At 38.4% G+C, this 16,915-nt stretch carries 14 protein-coding genes; all 14 read right to left on the bottom strand.

Features of this window, described 5'->3' with window-relative positions; translation table 11 throughout:
• Positions 1-8 precede the first annotated feature (8 nt).
• Positions 9-821 (bottom strand): cell division protein FtsQ/DivIB, encoded by an 813-nt coding sequence (locus ABDZ91_RS11330; protein WP_343799055.1) that lies wholly within the window; start codon positions 819-821, stop codon positions 9-11.
• A gap of 138 nt (positions 822-959) precedes the next feature.
• Positions 960-1,868: a UDP-N-acetylmuramate dehydrogenase gene (gene murB, locus ABDZ91_RS11325; RefSeq protein WP_343799053.1), complete on the bottom strand. Its 909-nt coding sequence runs from the start codon at positions 1,866-1,868 to the stop codon at positions 960-962.
• 273 nt (positions 1,869-2,141) lie between these two features.
• Complete coding sequence (spoVE, locus tag ABDZ91_RS11320) at positions 2,142-3,245, bottom strand: stage V sporulation protein E (protein ID WP_343799052.1); 1,104 nt, start codon at positions 3,243-3,245, stop codon at positions 2,142-2,144.
• 41 nt (positions 3,246-3,286) lie between these two features.
• Positions 3,287-4,630 carry a UDP-N-acetylmuramoyl-L-alanine--D-glutamate ligase gene (gene murD / locus ABDZ91_RS11315; RefSeq protein WP_343799050.1) on the bottom strand — a complete coding sequence of 448 codons (1,344 nt, stop codon included), beginning with the start codon at positions 4,628-4,630 and terminating at the stop codon, positions 3,287-3,289.
• Positions 4,627-5,604 (bottom strand): phospho-N-acetylmuramoyl-pentapeptide-transferase, encoded by a 978-nt coding sequence (mraY, locus tag ABDZ91_RS11310; RefSeq protein WP_343799048.1) that lies wholly within the window; start codon positions 5,602-5,604, stop codon positions 4,627-4,629. The genes murD and mraY overlap by 4 nt, the downstream gene beginning before the upstream one ends.
• Before the next feature lie 117 nt (positions 5,605-5,721).
• Positions 5,722-7,206 carry a UDP-N-acetylmuramoyl-L-alanyl-D-glutamate--2,6-diaminopimelate ligase gene (locus tag ABDZ91_RS11305; RefSeq protein WP_343799046.1) on the bottom strand — a complete coding sequence of 495 codons (1,485 nt, stop codon included), beginning with the start codon at positions 7,204-7,206 and terminating at the stop codon, positions 5,722-5,724.
• A gap of 186 nt (positions 7,207-7,392) precedes the next feature.
• Positions 7,393-9,315, bottom strand: coding sequence for a stage V sporulation protein D (locus tag ABDZ91_RS11300; protein ID WP_343799044.1), 1,923 nt, complete (start codon positions 9,313-9,315; stop codon positions 7,393-7,395).
• A gap of 125 nt (positions 9,316-9,440) precedes the next feature.
• A complete protein-coding gene (locus ABDZ91_RS11295) occupies positions 9,441-11,681 on the bottom strand; it encodes a penicillin-binding protein (protein WP_343799042.1) in 2,241 nt (746 codons plus the stop codon).
• Between the two features lies 1 nt (position 11,682).
• Complete coding sequence (gene ftsL, locus ABDZ91_RS11290) at positions 11,683-12,045, bottom strand: cell division protein FtsL (RefSeq protein WP_343799039.1); 363 nt, start codon at positions 12,043-12,045, stop codon at positions 11,683-11,685.
• Positions 12,046-12,062: 17 nt separating this feature from the next.
• Positions 12,063-12,998: a 16S rRNA (cytosine(1402)-N(4))-methyltransferase RsmH gene (gene rsmH, locus ABDZ91_RS11285; RefSeq protein ID WP_343799038.1), complete on the bottom strand. Its 936-nt coding sequence runs from the start codon at positions 12,996-12,998 to the stop codon at positions 12,063-12,065.
• A 46-nt stretch (positions 12,999-13,044) separates the two neighbouring features.
• Entirely contained in the window at positions 13,045-13,476 is a 432-nt protein-coding gene (gene mraZ, locus ABDZ91_RS11280; protein ID WP_343799037.1) for a division/cell wall cluster transcriptional repressor MraZ, read from the bottom strand.
• A 237-nt stretch (positions 13,477-13,713) separates the two neighbouring features.
• On the bottom strand, positions 13,714-15,342 hold the full coding sequence (gene bshC / locus ABDZ91_RS11275) for a bacillithiol biosynthesis cysteine-adding enzyme BshC (protein WP_343799035.1): 1,629 nt from the start codon (positions 15,340-15,342) through the stop codon (positions 13,714-13,716).
• Between the two features lie 112 nt (positions 15,343-15,454).
• Positions 15,455-15,844 (bottom strand): DUF3397 domain-containing protein, encoded by a 390-nt coding sequence (locus tag ABDZ91_RS11270; protein ID WP_343799033.1) that lies wholly within the window; start codon positions 15,842-15,844, stop codon positions 15,455-15,457.
• A gap of 5 nt (positions 15,845-15,849) precedes the next feature.
• Positions 15,850-16,728, bottom strand: coding sequence for a 2-dehydropantoate 2-reductase (locus ABDZ91_RS11265; RefSeq protein WP_343799031.1), 879 nt, complete (start codon positions 16,726-16,728; stop codon positions 15,850-15,852).
• Positions 16,729-16,915: the final 187 nt, after the last annotated feature.

Raw genomic sequence — 16,915 nt, 5'->3', positions numbered from 1 at the left:
CCCTCTTGTCAGTTTTCGTTCGTTGTACTCGATGAGGTATCATCTAACGTGATTTCTTGTTCTTCTTCTACTTGTGATTCATAAGGTCTGAAATAAGCCCCCACTGTTAGATCAATAATTCCTTTAATATTTGGATTTAATTGACTTACAATGGATGGATAGTGTCCCATCTTAGTAGAGAAGGTTCGAATGGTAGCTTTCACCTCAAATCCATCATTCATGTAAACAGTAACAGCCAGTTGATCATTTGAAGTCGGTGTTAAATATATTTCTGAGATGGATCGCACAATTTCTTCTGGGAGCTTTATCAATTCCTGTACCATTCTTTCTAGGGCTTTTCCATCAGAAAAATCAAAGAGTAATGGTGCATGAACAGGAATATTTTCTTCCTTCTGATTAAGCATATCCCCATTTTCTAAAATTGGAAAAAAATCAAGATCCTTTTTATAATAAGCCACTCTTCTCCATTCATTAACCTCGATCAAGATATTGTTTGGCCAATCAATATGTACAGTAGTGGATTGAATTTGTTCAAGCTCGTCTATTTTTTGTGCAATTTTTTCCTCATCAATTCCCCAAATATTATCATCTCTAGAAAGTTCAGAAGTTGAGATGATTTCATCTTGTGTTAAGTAGCTATTCCCTTTAACCGAGATATTGTTTACGTGACTTAATGGAGATTGGAAATAAATCACACATACAATGAGCAGAAAAAACATAGTGATAATAAATATAATTCTTTTATTGGCTTTTTTTCGCCTGTCTTTCTTAAGCTTTGGTATCCGATCTTCAATGGAAACCACTTTCGACTTGTCCACCATACCATACCACCCCATCAGAAAAGCATCTCTATAAAAGGAAAGCAACGGCATAAAAAGACATGCCGTTACAGGTTTACTTCACTTACATTTATCATAAAGATTATATCATAGGGTGCTCAATGTGGGATGAAAAACATCCTATTGTTTTCCAATAATTTCAACCTCTGTCTCCATCTGAATGTTATATTTTTCGAGGATTGTGTCTTTAACATGTTGAATAAGTGCCAGCACATCTTCTGCAGTTGCCTCACCCGTGTTTACAATAAAGTTTCCGTGAAGGTCCGAAATCTGGGCACCACCAATTCTGTGTCCTTTTAGTCCAGATTCCTCGACAAGCTTACCAGCATAATTCGGTAAGGGATTACGAAAAATACTACCAGCACAAGGTGATGTCCACGGCTGGGTGTCTCGACGGTAATCTTTGTATTTCTTCATTTCTTCCACAACTTCATCCCGGATTCCTTCTTCTAATTGAAAAATAGCTTCTAAGACAATTCCCGGTCTTTTCGTTTGTAGGACAGATGTTCTGTAGGAGAATTCCATCTCTTCATTGGTTAACCACTCAATGGAACCATCTTCAAATAAAATGCGTGCTTTCACCAATATATTTGAAATGTCAGATCCATGCGCACCTGCATTCATATATACAGCTCCACCAACACTACCAGGAATTCCTCCCGCAAACTGAATGCCAGTCAATCCTTTACGACTCAACTGTGTAGCAAGTGTAACTAAAGAGTAGCCTCCCCCTACTTGAATCATAGTGTCTGATAACCAATCTAAGTGGTCAATCCCTTTTCCAAGCTTAATGACCACCCCATCAATTCCACCGTCTTTTACAAGAAGGTTTGAGCCTCTTCCTACCACTCGCCAAGGTGCAGCGTGTTTTTTAACAGAACGCATTACCTTTTCTATAGAATCTACACTAGATGGTTCAACAAATATTTGAGCTGGTCCACCAATTTTTATTGTTGTATGTTTTGACATCGGTTCATTTTCTTTCACCTTACCGATTTCCATTTCATTTAATTCTTCCAAAAGCTTCATTTCACGTTCACCCCGTCACATGCTTTACATTCGCCTATATTTATAATACGAGTAATGCTTATATACTGTGTATGTATTTATTTTTGTATATATTTTGTTTCACTAGTATAATATTATCTCATGTTTTAAACAAAATAAAAAAGCGAGATTAAAGGAATTTTATATGAACCTTTTCTCGCTTTTTCTATTTTACTATATTTCCAAGATTAGGCTAGTCCTTCAAACATATTGTCATTAAAATGTAAAGAAAAATGTACTCCTATAACGGTATGGCTAGTATCTAGAATACCTACTTACATTTAAAAGGACACCTACAGCCATTAACATCAATGTTAGCGAAGATCCGCCATAACTCAAAAATGGCAATGTGATCCCGGTTACTGGCATCATCCCTGTTACCACACCGATGTTAATCATTACTTGGATGGCGATCATTGCGATAATTCCGACTGCTAGAAAGCTACCATACAAATCGGGAGCCCCCAAAGCTATTCGGATTCCTCTCCAAAGTAATAATGCAAATAAGAGGATGACAAAAGATCCACCTATAAACCCAAGCTCTTCTGAAATAATAGCAAAAATAAAATCTGTCTGCGGTTCAGGTAAATAGAAAAACTTTTGTCTACTTTGTCCAAGTCCAAGGCCGAATAGTCCTCCTGGTCCTATAGCATAGAGAGATTGGATGATTTGGAATCCACTCCCCAATGGATCTGACCAGGGGTCTAGAAAGCTTGTAATCCTTTTTATTCGATAGGGGGCAGATGCTATTAAAACAACAAAGCCTGCGAGTCCTATTAGACCAAGCCCTACAAAATGACTTATTCTCGCACCTGCGATAAAAATCATGACTACGCATGTTCCAACCATCACAGTCCCAGTACCCAAATCCGGTTGAAGCATAATGAGAGCAAACGCTATAAAAACTAGTCCCAACGAGGGTACAAGCCCTTGCTTAAACGTAGTTATATACCGTTGTCTTTCTGTTAAAAACTTCGCAAGAAATGCAATCATGGCGAGCTTCATAAATTCAGATGGTTGAATAGAGAAAGCCCCAACTCCTATCCAGCTTCGCGAACCATTTCTTACCATTCCTATTCCAGGAATTAAAACAGCAAGTAACAGGACAAAGCAAATGATGAGTAGGATTTTTGACCACGATCTCCATGTCCAATAATCCACATTCATAATAAAGAACATAGCGATAATTCCAACACCAGCAAATAATAGTTGTCTTTTCGCAAAAAAGAACGAATCATTGAACTTATACTCCGCCCAAACAGCACTCGCACTATAAACCATAATTAAGCCGACTGCAAGTAATGATAAAGTAACAATGATTAACAATAGATCTGGTGTGGATTTTTTCAACGTTGGCAATGCGAACACCTCAACAGACGCTAATATATTGGGACAAGCCCTTACTTAAGCTTATGCACAGCGTCTATAAAAATGTCTCCACGCACCTCAAAAGTTTTATATTGATCCCAACTTGCACATGCTGGAGAAAGTAAGATCACGTCCCCTTCAGCTGATAACTCATAAGCCTTAGGCACGGCCTTCTCCACATTATCGACACGATGGATGTTTTCTATTCCTGCTTGTTTAGCCATTTCTTCCATTTTAGGGGCAGTTTCTCCAAATGTAACAATCGTCTTCACATACTCTAGGTTAGGAATTAAATCATAAAAATGATTTCCTCGGTCTAATCCACCAGCGAGTAAAACTACTGGCTGCTGGAAGGATTCTAGTGCTTTTTGTGTAGCAACGATATTCGTTGCCTTTGAATCATTATAAAACATGCGTCCATTGAGCTCTTTTACAAATTGTAGACGGTGTTTAACACCATAGAAACTAGAAAGTACATTCTTAATAGCCGTATTACTTACCCCATGAAGTTTGGCCGCACTTACAGCAGCTAAGACGTTCTCAAAGGTTTGATATACGACTTCCTCTATTTTAATAATGGCTTCATCTTTGAAATAGATCCAATCATTTTCGATATATGCACCTGATTCAAGCTTTGTTCGCGTTGAAAAAGGAAACGTCCTCGCATTTGTTTCTTGAGCTACTTTCAGGCAATTCGCTTGATCGGCATTATAAATAAACCAATCATCTTCCGTTTGGTTAGCCGTTATCTTTGCCTTCGCTTCCCAATAGGCATCTACCGTATGATGGTAGTCCAAATGAGCCTCATACAAATTCAATAAAACCGCAATGCGCGGTCTAAATTTTTCCGTACCCATGAGCTGAAAGGAAGAAAGCTCGATAACAATGGTATGGTCATTTGTTGCCTCTTGCGCAACCTCTGATGCTACAGTTCCAATATTTCCTGCTATTAATGGCAGCTTCTGATCTTCTTTTAACATTTCGTAAATCAGAGTAGTTGTCGTTGTTTTACCGTTGGTTCCCGTAATGGCAATTAAGGGAGCTTCTGAAATTTGATAGGCGAGCTCTACTTCCGTTAAAACTGTGATCCCCCGTTTTATTGCACCTTGAATTAAAGGATTTTCATATGGAATCCCTGGATTTTTCACGATAAATTGAAAGCCCTCATCCAAGAGTTCAATGGGATGATGTCCACAAATAACCGTAATCCCTTCCTCTAATAACCCTTGTGCCTCTGGGTTTTCATGTAAGGGTTTCATATCGTTTACAACCACAAAAGCTCCCAGTTTATGTAGTAAAGAAGCGGCGCTAACACCGCTTTTAGCTAAACCTAAGACAAGCACTTTCTTGTGGCGATACGTATCAATATTTATCAAGTTAACCACACCTCAATATAGACACCTAGGGCAGCACATAACAACCCAACGGTCCAAAATGTCACAACAACTCTCCATTCAGACCATCCAAGCTCTTCATAATGATGGTGTAATGGACTCATTTTAAATATCCTTTTACCTGTTGTTTTAAAGGACGCTACTTGTAATATGACGGAGAGTGTTTCCATAACAAATACTCCACCAATTAAAAGTAGCAAGAGTTCTAGCTTGGTAAGGATCGAAATAATGGCAATCGCTCCTCCAAGAGCCAATGAACCCGTATCACCCATAAACACTTTCGCTGGGTGAGCATTAAAGACAAGAAAACCTAGAACCGCACCAACGACTGCCACTGAAAAGACAGCTACTTCCATTTGTGATTGATTCCAAGCAAGCACTGCAAAAGCTCCAAATGCAATGGCAGCTGTTCCGGAAACCAATCCATCTAATCCATCTGTTAAATTAACAGCATTAGAGAATCCGACTAACCAAAAAACAAGAAACAGAGCATAGAACCAACCTAATTCAAAATCGATATCAGTAAATGGAATACTAACCTCAGTAGAAATTCCATTTTCTCGCATTACGAAAAATACGATGACTGAAATAATCACTTGACCTAGTAATTTTTGTTTAGAGGTAAGTCCTAAATTTCTTTTTAATACAACTTTGATAAAGTCATCTAAAAATCCAAGTAACCCAAACCCTACTGTTACAAGTAATAACAAGAACGTAACAAAGGTTATGTTACTAAATTTACCTGTCATGACCAGTGTAGAGATGATAATGGAAATAAGAATGATAATTCCACCCATTGTGGGTGTTCCTGATTTCTTCTGATGAGACTTAGGACCTTCTTCTCTTATACTTTGACCAAATTTTAATCTTCTTAAAAATGGGATGAACAGAGGGGACAGTAAAACTGTAATCATAAACGACATAATAATCGTAAAAATAATAACTTCCTCTAACATGAACAATCCCCTCCTTTATTGATATATAGGTGTAAACACTCAGGATATTCATATGTTTTTAAAAACATATTCAGTCTTTTTTTAAATAAAAACAGGTCTTTCTTCATAATTATCATATCACTCATTTAGCTTCTTTTTTATTACACTTTCCACTGCTTGAATTGCAACGATGCGGTCATCGAAATCGTGAACGGTTTCGCCTACAATTTGGTACGTTTCATGCCCTTTACCAGCAATTAAAACGACATCGTTCTCTTTAGCCTGTTCAATGGCATGAGTAATAGCTTTTGCGCGGTCTTCTATTACTTGGTAGTTTGAGTATCCTTCTACACCCGCTTCCATGTCGCTAAGAATAGCAAATGGGTCCTCACTTCTTGGGTTATCTGATGTAAATATAGCTTGGTCACTTTTATCACAAGCAATTTTAGCCATAATTGGGCGTTTCGTCTTGTCTCTATCTCCACCACAACCTACGATTACCCATACTTTCCCTTGTTTAAACTGTTGGACAGTTTCCAATACATTTTCTAGACTATCCGGTGTATGAGCATAGTCAACGATTATAGAGAAGTTTTGTGTTCCTTTTACTAATTCAAATCGGCCTGGAACACCTTCAAGTTTCGCGACCGCATCACATACTTTCTCAAATTCTGCCCCACTCAACAGACAGCTTGCTGCTGCAGCGAGAACATTGTAAACAGAAAACTTTCCGACTAATGGAATATGGACCTTTCTTTCGCCGAAAGGTGTTACAAACAGAAAATGTGTGCCATCTGAATTTGTTTCTATATCTCTAGCCATAAAGTCAGCGTTTTGGTCAATTCCATATGTATAGATAAAAGCAGCTGTCATGGTCTTTAAATAGTCTGTTGCTGATTCATCTTGATTAAAAAGTGCATACTTAGGACGATGAGAGTCATACGTATTTCCAAGTTGAGCAAACAAAAGCCCTTTCGTAAAGCGATATTCTTCCATTGTTCCATGATAATCTAGATGATCTTGAGTTAAATTTGTGAAAACAGCTACATCAAAATCAACCCCATACACTCTTCCTTCTTTTAATGCATGAGAAGATACCTCCATAGCACAAACATCAATATGATTTTCTTTCATTTCGTGAAAAGTCTGTTGTAGTGACAAACTATCTGGCGTTGTGTTTTTAGTCGGCAGTACCGTATCTCCAACTTTTCGGTACATCGTTCCAATTAAACCAGTTTGTTTCCCACAATGTCGCATTATAGCTTCCACGAAGTGACTAGTGGAGGTTTTTCCATTCGTACCGGTGATTCCGATCACTTGTACCTTTTTAGTTGGTTGTTCGTAAAAAGCATCACCTAAAACAGCCATTGCCCTCCTAGTATCCTTTACAACAATAACGGGTACAGAAACATCTAATGGCTTTTCTGCCACGAGAGCCCTAGCTCCCCTTTCCACTACCTCTTCTGCCACATCATGTCCATCAAAGCGTTGTCCTTTTATACAAATAAAAAGACTTCCCTCTTTTACCATTTGATGGTTTTGTTCAATTGAAGTTATGTCTATATCTGAATATGTTGGCTGCATCGGAATATGTAAGTGTTCGATTAGTTGATTTAATTTCATTTAGTTCCCTCACTTTACTTGATGTCGAAGTCATTCTGTCTGTGTTTTTTTACTGAACTATTCTATATGCTAAAAAGTCATATTCATTTTACATGAAACAGTACGTTTACGCTATTTGTTTCAAAAAAAACTAGGGTTTCCTTGTAAAAAAGGGCGGATATGCCTAAAGCAATCCCGCCCTTAACTTTAAGGATTTGAAAAATAGATTCGTATGGTTGATCCTTCTTTTACTTTCAGTCCCGCTCTAGGTGCTTGTTCAACGACAATATCACCTTCACCACTTGATTCTAAATTAAGTGTATATGGAGCCTGAATCAGTTCTTTCTTTGACAAACCAACTAGGTCTGGAACTTCTACTAAAGGAGTGTCTAACCAGGTCGTCTCTTTCTCAATTTGGTCTTTTCTAGGTTCAACTCCAAGTAAAGGAAGAGAGTCTCTCATAATATTGCCGACAATAGGAGCTGCAACAGTACCCCCAAATGCTACAGTGCCCTTTGGATTATCTACAGCTACATACACCACAATTTGTGGATCATCCGCTGGGGCAAATCCCATAAAGGATACGATGTAGTTATTTTCCAAATATCGACCATTCTGTGCCTTTTGGGCTGTACCTGTTTTTCCACCAACACGGTATCCCTCAACGAAGGCGTTCTTCCCAGTTCCTTGGGCGACGACACTTTCTAGTGCATATCGAATTTGTTTTGATGTTTCTTCTGAAATAACTCTTCTCTTTGCCTCTGGTGAGTTACGGCTAACCACCTCTCCAGTTTCAGGATCTATAAATTCTTTTGCCACATAAGGGGTGTATAGAATACCACCATTAACAGCAGCCGATACCGCCGCTACCTGTTGAATTGGTGTCACTGCTACCCCTTGACCAAAGGCAGTCGTTGCTAATTCAACTGGTCCAATTTGTTCTTTTCGGAACATAATTCCAGATCCTTCTCCTTGTAGGTCAATTCCTGTTTTTGTGCCGAATCCAAAATCCTTAATATATTGGAACAATGTATCTTCTCCCAGTCTCATCCCAAGTTCAACAAACCCAGGGTTACAGGAGTTTTGGACAACTTCTAAGAATGACTGGCTTCCATGCCCCCCTCTTTTCCAGCAGTGTAGGGTGGACCCAGCTACCTCTACCTCCCCGTGATCATGAAAATGATCACTCTCTAAATCTACTTTCTTTTCTTCTAAAGCAGCGGCTAGTGTGATGATTTTAAATGTAGACCCAGGTTCATATGTACTCCATATGGGTAGGTTCCGGTTGAATATTTCTTGAGGAACAGCCTGGAAATTAGCAGGGTCAAATGTTGGTCTAGATGACATGGCTAAAATTTCACCATTATTCGGATTCATAGCAATGGCGATAATCCCATCCGGATTGTATTTTGCTTCAGCAAGATCTAATTCTCTTTCAATAATTGTTTGAACTCTTGAGTCTATCGTTAATTTTAAATCAAGCCCATCAACAGGTGGTTTGAAATCATCTGCTAGTCCTTGCATTTTCTTCCCCTTCGCAGATAAATAGAGTTGGACTGCTCCCCTATCACCACTTAACTCTTCATCATAAAATAACTCGAGTCCCATTAATCCTTGATTATCAATCCCTGCAAACCCTAGTACATGGGACAGAAAACTCCCGTTTGGATAATGTCTAATGGAATCTTTACCAATATAAACTCCTTTGAGATCCAATTCTTTAATTTGGTTAGCCTTATCATCGGATATCTTTCTACCTTCTGGATTGATCCATTGAATCGATTCATCGGCGGTTACAAATTTATAGGCTTTTTCTACAGACATGTCCAATACCGAGGCAAGCTTTTCAGCTGTTTCACTTGGATTTTCTATCTGCCTTGGGATGACATAAACCGTTGGCGCACTCTTGTTCGTGGCTAGTGGAACACCATTTCGGTCAACTATATCTCCTCTTTCTGGCTCAAAGGGAACGTTCCTGCTCCAAGAGTCCTTCGCTTTTCCTGTCAACATATCCCCTAAGACAAATTGAACGTATCCTAACCTCAGATCAATAATAAAAAAGATACAGAGCCCGGCTAACAGTGCGATGGTTAGACGTTTGCGTACAGTTACTTGAGATACTCGTTTCAACTTATTAGAACCTCCTCAAATTTAGGCTCGTTCCAATATATGCTTGTACACGGGAGAAGTAGAACTGTAACTGACATAAAAAAAACCCTCACAGCAATTACACTGTAAGGGGGTGCTTGATCAAGTTAAGTTCCGGCCACAGCCTCCAGTGTTTCTTCGGATTCTTCTTCATCTAAAATTTCAGATTCATCCTCTTCAACTGGTGCATTCTTTTTTTCAAATGTTACAGCCGGCGGCTCTAATTCTACAACTAAAATATCACTATCACTTAGAGTAGAGCCTGGAGCAATACTTTGTCTAATTACATATCCACTACCAGCTGAATTTAACTGGATCCCACTTACCTTAATAAACTTCATGACATCCTGTAAGGACCAGCTTGTCATATCAGGAACCGTAGTGTCTCCATCTAACTTTAGAATCACTTTTTCACCAGGAAGTAGCTTAGTACCAGCTATTGGCACCTGCTGGACCACTTTTGTTCCTGTACCTACACTGATTACATCAATCCCTAAATCTATAAGCTTATTCTTAGCATTTTCGCTGTTTTCTCCTTCAAGGTTAGGAACGGTCACAGCTTTGGGTTTTGGTAAGTTATTAGGTTTGATATTCAAGTATTGTAAGCTATTTTTCATGACAGGGTTGAATATCATGGATACCGGTACTGCTCCACTTTCGTAGATTTCTTCGTCTAGTTCAGGCTGTTGGATCGCTACATATACAATCAGTTTAGGATCATCTTTAGGGGCCATACCCAAAAATGAATAAACAAAATCATCATAGCCTTTTAAGTATCCATTTCCTGGGTCCGGTATTTGTGCTGTTCCTGTTTTACCAGCAACACTGTATCCCTCTAACTTATATCGGTTCCCAGTTCCTTCTTCAGCTGTAACAACCGTTTCTAAAATGTCTAAAACTTCTTTGGCTGTCTTACTTGAAATCGGTTCACCTACAACTGTAGGTTCCGTTTCCTCAACGATTTCCCCTGTATTCCCATCAACGATTCTGTCTACAACATAAGGTTTCATCATTTTCCCTTCATTTGCAATAGCTGTTGCAGCTTGAATCTGTTGGATAGGCGTTAATGTTGTGCCTTGTCCAAATGCAGTTGTTATTTTTTCAACTTCATAGTTATATAGAATTTTCCCCGTGGTTTCTCCAGGAAGTCCAATTCCGGTCGGTTTACCAAATCCAAACTCATCTAAGTATTTTCTAAAAGATTCGTAGCCTAAATAATCTCTCGCTAATATTCCGAAAGCAACGTTAGATGAACGTTGGACTCCTTCAAGAAAGGTAATTTCTCCCCAACCCTTCCCCCAGTTATGGTCATTGATTCGGTCAGGACCAATCTGGAGGGACCCTGATTGGAACTTATCGTTCGGATGAAAGGCACCTTCCTCAATCGCAGCAGCTAATGTAAACACCTTCATTGTTGAACCTGGTTCGAAAGCTGACTCGATCGCAAAATTATGCCAAGTTTGGTTAATTCCTTCTCTTGTTTGTGGATGGAATGTAGGACGTTGAGACATAGCCAAAATAGCACCTGTATCCGGATCCGCCACAATCGCGATCATTTGTTTAGGATTATACTCTTCCTGAACAGTAGACATAGCATCTTCTAGGAAAGTTTGAATCTTTTTATCTAATGTTAAATACACATCACTACCGTGTTTTGGGGGAATCATTTCTTCATTACCTTCAGGCAAGAGAATACCCCAAATATCACTTTCATATGTTAGAGTTCCATCTTCTCCTTGTAGATACTCCTCATAACTTTTTTCAATACCCAACTGACCTTGAGATTGATAGGTACCATCATCAAGCTGGGTTAATTGAGAATAGCCCACTAAATGAGAGGCAAAAACACCATTTGGATAGAATCGTTGTTGTTCTCGGATTAAATCAATCCCAGGCAACTCCAATGCATCAATTTCTTCTTTCTCACTAAACGAAATGGCTGAACCGGCAGTACCAAACTCCACTTGCCATGTATTTTCTCTTTCAGGATTTAATCGAGCCAGAATTTCCTGTTCAGTCATAGGGATAAATTCCGAAAGCTTTCTTGCTGTCATTTCCTTATCTTCCACATATTCTGAAGCTTTTTCAGAAATAACCGCGATCAACTTAAAACTCGATGTATTTTCCGCAATCACATTACCATTTCGATCCAAAATATTTCCTCTAGCCGAATCTAATGAAGTATTTTTCGTATACCTTTGAACTGCCTCTTCAGCAAGTGACTTACCTTGTACCTCACCGACCGATTGAATAAACACAAATCGTCCAATTAAAAGCAAAAAGAGCAGTCCAAACCCAAAAAAGAGAAGAACCGCTCCAGCTGTCATAAAAGGTTGTTTACGTCCCATTTTACTGTTCCTCCACAACCTTCACATTGTTTTCATCAAGCTTTAATCCTAATTCTTTGGCTTTTGCCATAATTCGCTCATAGCGGCTAAGTTCACTTACCTGATTCTCAAAATCCTGATTTTTCCGCTCTTGCTGTGCGATTTCTGTTTCAAGCTGCTGAATTTCTTTATTTACCTGATAGGTTGTAGCAAAGTTAGAAACCATATTGACACACAAAACTGTGATAAACAAAGCAAAGAGTAAGCCTAGAAACTTCTCACCTGGTGTTAGCTGACTAAAACGAATCTTTTTCGGTTGTGGAACGGGTTGTTTTTGAACTTGTCTTTGTGGCTGTTGCTGTAATTTATGTGCTAAGTTACTCATATTGGCCCTCCTAGTCGTTATGATTTCTTTTCAGCAATTCGTAATTTTGCAGACCTGGCACGGTTGTTTTCTTCAAGTTCTTCCTCTGAAGCTACAATTGGCTTCCGATTTACAAGACGTAACGTACTGGGTTCTTCATCTGGTAGGATTGGAACCCCTTTTGGAATCTCTTGTCCTTCACTATATTCTTTAAAAATTCGTTTACATATCCGATCTTCTAAGGAATGGAATGTTATAACACTAATTCGTCCCTTTGGATTAAGCAGTTCAATGGCTGCCTCTAGTGAATCTTCAAAAGCATCTAATTCTTCATTTACGGCAATTCGGATGGCTTGAAATACCCGCTTAGCAGGATGTCCACCTTTTCTTCTAGCCGGTGCTGGAATACCAGCCTTTATTAAGTCGACTAAATCGTCAGTTGTCTCAATTGGCCCCTTCTCTCTTGCTTCAATAATTCTTCTGGCAATCGATTTAGAAAATTTCTCTTCACCGTAACGGAAAAATATTCGAATTAAATCTTCGATAGGCCATTCGTTCACAACTGTGTAAGCAGATAGCTCTTGCCTTTGGTCCATCCTCATATCCAAAGGCGCATTATGCTGGTAACTGAACCCTCTCTCTGGCGTATCTAATTGAGGAGAAGAAACACCCAAGTCATATAAAACACCATCAACCTGGCTTATTCCCAAAGCGGCTAATTCCTGCTTTATGTAGCGAAAATTATTCTGAACAAATAAAACTCGATCTTTGTATGGGGATAGTTTTTCCTTTGCGAAATCTAAAGCCATTTGGTCTTGGTCAAACGCTACTAGCCTTCCTTCACTAGATAAACGCTTGGCAATTTCCTCTGAATGACCTGCACCGCCCAATGTGCAGTCCACATATATTCCATTTTCTTTTATATTGAGTCCATCTATTGCTTCTTGTAGTAGCACTGTTTTGTGAGAAAACATGTATTCACCTTCTATTCTTGATGACAAACTTATATTTAGTGTGGGTTTAAATATCAAAATCAATCATATTCTCTGCAATTTCAGAGAAAGAATCTTCAGATGCTGCAAAATATTCTTCCCAAACAGGTTTACTCCAAATCTCAATACGACTTGAAACGCCGACAACGACACACTCTTTTTCAAGACGGGCATACTGCAAAAGGTTCTGAGGAATATTGATTCTACCTTGTTTATCGATTTCACACTCTGAGGCTCCAGAAAAGAAAAAACGTGTAAACGCACGGGCATCTTTCTTAGTCAACGGGAGTCCTTTCATTTTTTCCTCCATCGTTTTCCACTCTTCATACGGATAACCAAATAAACATTGATCTAGTCCTCTAGTCAACACAAAGGCTTCGCCCAGGTCCTCACGGAAACGAGCCGGAACGATAATTCTTCCTTTTTGATCAATGTTATGTTGGAATTCCCCCATGAACATACCCGCTACCCCCACTTTCTAACCTTAATGTACCACAATCCCCCACTTTCCACCACCTGTTTTTTTTTACTATTCGATTACATATGTATAATCCCTCTAAAAACCGTTCTCTATTTTTCACCACTCTTCGCTTTATATCAGCAAACATACAAAAAGACGACAAAGTAAATTGTCGTCTTCCGCTGAAATATGAAAGTCCATACAAAAACCCGACAAACATGTCGGGTTCTATTTAATCTAAAAACTGACTATATAATGGTTCCCACCTGATTCTAATTCAAGTGACATCATTTGTTTGAACCAATCAAAGTCATATTGATTGATAAAATAGCAAACATTCCAAACTCTTTCTTGAAGACCATTGAATGGGCGAAGAGCTGCTTCAATTTCATCTAAATCTTGAAGGACTTTCTGATTCTTCTTTTCTAGTTGTCCCCAAACATGTTCTTCTAAAAAGTGAAGTTGATCCAACACAAACTTCTCATTTTTATGGATAATGGGGAGTAAGCCCTTATCGTAAGAACGAATATCGTGTAGTAAACCATCATACTGTTTTCTAATTTCTTTTGCCGTATTTTCAACAGATTGAAAAATATGTGTAGGAGCAAAGGTTTCTAAGTACTCTTTTTTGTAATTCCCAATTCCAGATTGAATAACGGTTTCATATTTAACCTGATATTTTTCTAATTTCTTCATAATACCTTTTTCTAAGTAGGTAATTTGCAACCTTGGGATTACAGGAGCCATATCCAAATCAAATCGGTTGAAGACGGCTCTTAGTTCAGCCCAGTATGCAATTTCACCTGGCCCACCAATAAACCCAAGTGTCGGAAACAGGCATTCCTGAGAAATCGGTCTAGTTGCTACATTATTACTAAAATAATGTGGCGATTCCTCAATAAGGGAATTTAACTGTTCTTTCGTCCATTGGGAATTACTGTTCTTTGTATAATATTTACCTTGCTCTTGATCAAATAACAATAACTCTCGCTCACCATTCACCGTAACAAACATGTGAATGGTGTTCGGGTCTAAATCTAAAGTTGTGGTGTATCCCAACTCTTCTATTTCAGCTTGGTCTTTTCTAATATCTGTTGCAATATGGTGACCTTCCTCTACTAACTTTTGAAATAATGGCATTTCTAACTTACGTAGTACAGGATGACAGGCATCGATTAAAAGCAAACCGTATTCTTTGAATAAAGTATGAATAAATGCGGTGAAAAACTCTGTTATAGTAGTAGTTTGCTCTATACATCGATTTAGTTCAGTTTGCAATCCTCGTGTATATGGTGATTCTCCTAGTTGTTTCAAGATTTCTGTAACCCAAGCTTTACAAGTCTCGGAATCGAAAGTGATATCACTGACCATTTTCTTCTTAAGTATTTTTTCTGGATAAACCTTCTTATCCCAATTATTAGATTGTCGTATAAATACGTGGTTTACTTCTTCGTAGTCATGATCCTCTCCAGCTATCCAAAAGATAGGAACAACCGGCTTACCCAATTCTTTTTCTGCAGATGCAGCCTGCTTGATAATCGCAACAATTTTATGAATGGTATAAAGTGGTCCGCTTAGAAAACCAGCTTGTTGTCCACCGATAATAACTGTGGATTCAGCGTTTCTCAATTTATGTAAGGAATTTTCAATTTCAGGGGTTAACCCGAAAGGTTCCATAAATGATTGAATAGCTTCGCTAACTTCTTGCCTAGGATAGGAGCGATTCATGACGGAATCCCATCTTTTTTTGAACATATCATGGCTACCATACTGATATGGAAAAAGAGAGAGAATGGTATCTGTTTTGTTAATATAATCTTGAGCCAATTGATTTCCGGCGATTCCGTTATGTCGGAAGATCTGCATAAATACTTGCTCCTTTTCGTTCTAATTTCATCTTTAATGAGTATAGCACTGAAAATGCATAAATCAAAAAAAATTGCTTATCACAAAAAGAGGCATGTATTGTTCAATGAAATCAAGACATGGCGCCGATAACACTGGAAGTCATTCCATACACCATGAATGTAATGTACATGACGAAAAACACAAAAAAATGGATACGCCAAACCCCTTTAAATAACTGGCCATACTGAATCTCCTCTTTCTTTCTCCAGTGATAAAGAGAAGCGAGTATAGCCACAATTAAAATAAAGATATAGAAAAACCAAATAAACGCTCCACCCCATATTTCCGCAATCATGAATTGAATACATACAAATAGAAAAAACGTGGTGGAATCAATGGCAGATTTCACTGCTCTTTTATGATTTCCAGAGATAAATTTAACTGAGGTAAAAACTAAAAGATATGATAAAAATGGAATCACTATAAATATGGCTAATAGAGTGGCAATGAATTGAGTCATTGCTATTATACCTCCTTCCCTTTAATAGCGTTGTAAAGAAATTCCAAAGTGGGTACTCTACTTTTATTCTTTTTGGCTTCCTCTAGTACCGACCCCACAATGGCTTCAATTTCTGTCTTTCTTCCAACCTGTAAATCTTTAAACATCGACGAATGGTTTTGTGCTGTTTTTCTACAAATTTGTTCAACCTTATTAAAAAGTTGTTCCTTTGATGACATATGTAGAGCATGAACCCCTTCTTCAAATACCACTTGAAACAATTGATAGTAATATGGGTTGTCCACTAGTTGTCCATTAGGAACTTGTAACAACGCGGTTAAAGGATTAATGACACAATTCACTAGCAACTTTTCCTTTAACATGAGGGTAGGATTGGCTTGTAAGACAAATGGAAAGCCCTCTTCAGATAATTCTTCTTCTTCAAAGGATAGTCCCCCTTTCCAAAGACCGAATCGAGTGACTCCAAGACCTGTGTGTTTCACTGTTATTGGATCAATTCGCTGAGCACCATGTTCAACAACTCCTACAAAAATCGACTCTGCAGGAAGAGTATCTAAATAAGATAAGTGGGACATACCGTTTTGCAAAAATAATAAAGAAGAGTTACGGATGGATTTTAAATGATCCATTAAATCATTTAGATGATATTGCTTTACAGCCACAATGACTATATCGGAATCTACCTGATTCATTTGATCCATGGGGAAAGATGAAAGCTTTATTATCTGAGTTTCATCCTGTTGGTTGATAAGTGACAGTCCTTTTTCTTGAAGCATTTTCGCCTGTTCTTTTGTCCGGGTATAGATGGTCACTTCATGCTTTTTGGATAAGTAGGAAGCAAATAATAGGCCTATGGCCCCTCCTCCAATAATCGCTACCTTCATAAAATCCCCTCAATTTGTAAACTTTTCCTACTATTTTACCAAAGTTTAGCTAGCTTTGTACAAAAATACATTTATGTAAAACTAAGAAAAACCGGGCAAAAACCGCCCGGTCCTTTTTTGTCTAGTGGATGTCCGATAACTTGTACTCTTTCCCATGTACCCCTTTATAGTACTCCGGGTACATTTC

Source organism: Bacillus carboniphilus (genome assembly GCF_039522365.1).
Classification (GTDB): domain Bacteria; phylum Bacillota; class Bacilli; order Bacillales; family JC228; genus Bacillus_BF; species Bacillus_BF carboniphilus.
The sequence above is the reverse complement of the archived record's forward strand: the minus strand, read 5'-3'. Positions and strand labels throughout refer to the sequence as shown.

Bases quoted from the DNA above. Each gene is read 5' to 3' on its own strand.
- ABDZ91_RS11295 (WP_343799042.1), bottom strand. From the start codon at position 11,681: ATGGGACGTAAACAACCTTTTATGACAGCTGGAGCGGTTCTTCTCTTT.
- mraY (WP_343799048.1), bottom strand. From the start codon at position 5,604: ATGTTAGAGGAAGTTATTATTTTTACGATTATTATGTCGTTTATGATT.
- ftsL (WP_343799039.1), bottom strand. From the start codon at position 12,045: ATGAGTAACTTAGCACATAAATTACAGCAACAGCCACAAAGACAAGTT.
- rsmH (WP_343799038.1), bottom strand. From the start codon at position 12,998: ATGTTTTCTCACAAAACAGTGCTACTACAAGAAGCAATAGATGGACTC.
- ABDZ91_RS11305 (WP_343799046.1), bottom strand. From the start codon at position 7,206: ATGAAATTAAATCAACTAATCGAACACTTACATATTCCGATGCAGCCA.
- ABDZ91_RS11270 (WP_343799033.1), bottom strand. From the start codon at position 15,844: ATGACTCAATTCATTGCCACTCTATTAGCCATATTTATAGTGATTCCA.
- murB (WP_343799053.1), bottom strand. From the start codon at position 1,868: ATGAAGCTTTTGGAAGAATTAAATGAAATGGAAATCGGTAAGGTGAAA.
- bshC (WP_343799035.1), bottom strand. From the start codon at position 15,342: ATGCAGATCTTCCGACATAACGGAATCGCCGGAAATCAATTGGCTCAA.
- ABDZ91_RS11330 (WP_343799055.1), bottom strand. From the start codon at position 821: ATGGTGGACAAGTCGAAAGTGGTTTCCATTGAAGATCGGATACCAAAG.
- mraZ (WP_343799037.1), bottom strand. From the start codon at position 13,476: ATGTTCATGGGGGAATTCCAACATAACATTGATCAAAAAGGAAGAATT.
- ABDZ91_RS11265 (WP_343799031.1), bottom strand. From the start codon at position 16,728: ATGAAGGTAGCGATTATTGGAGGAGGGGCCATAGGCCTATTATTTGCT.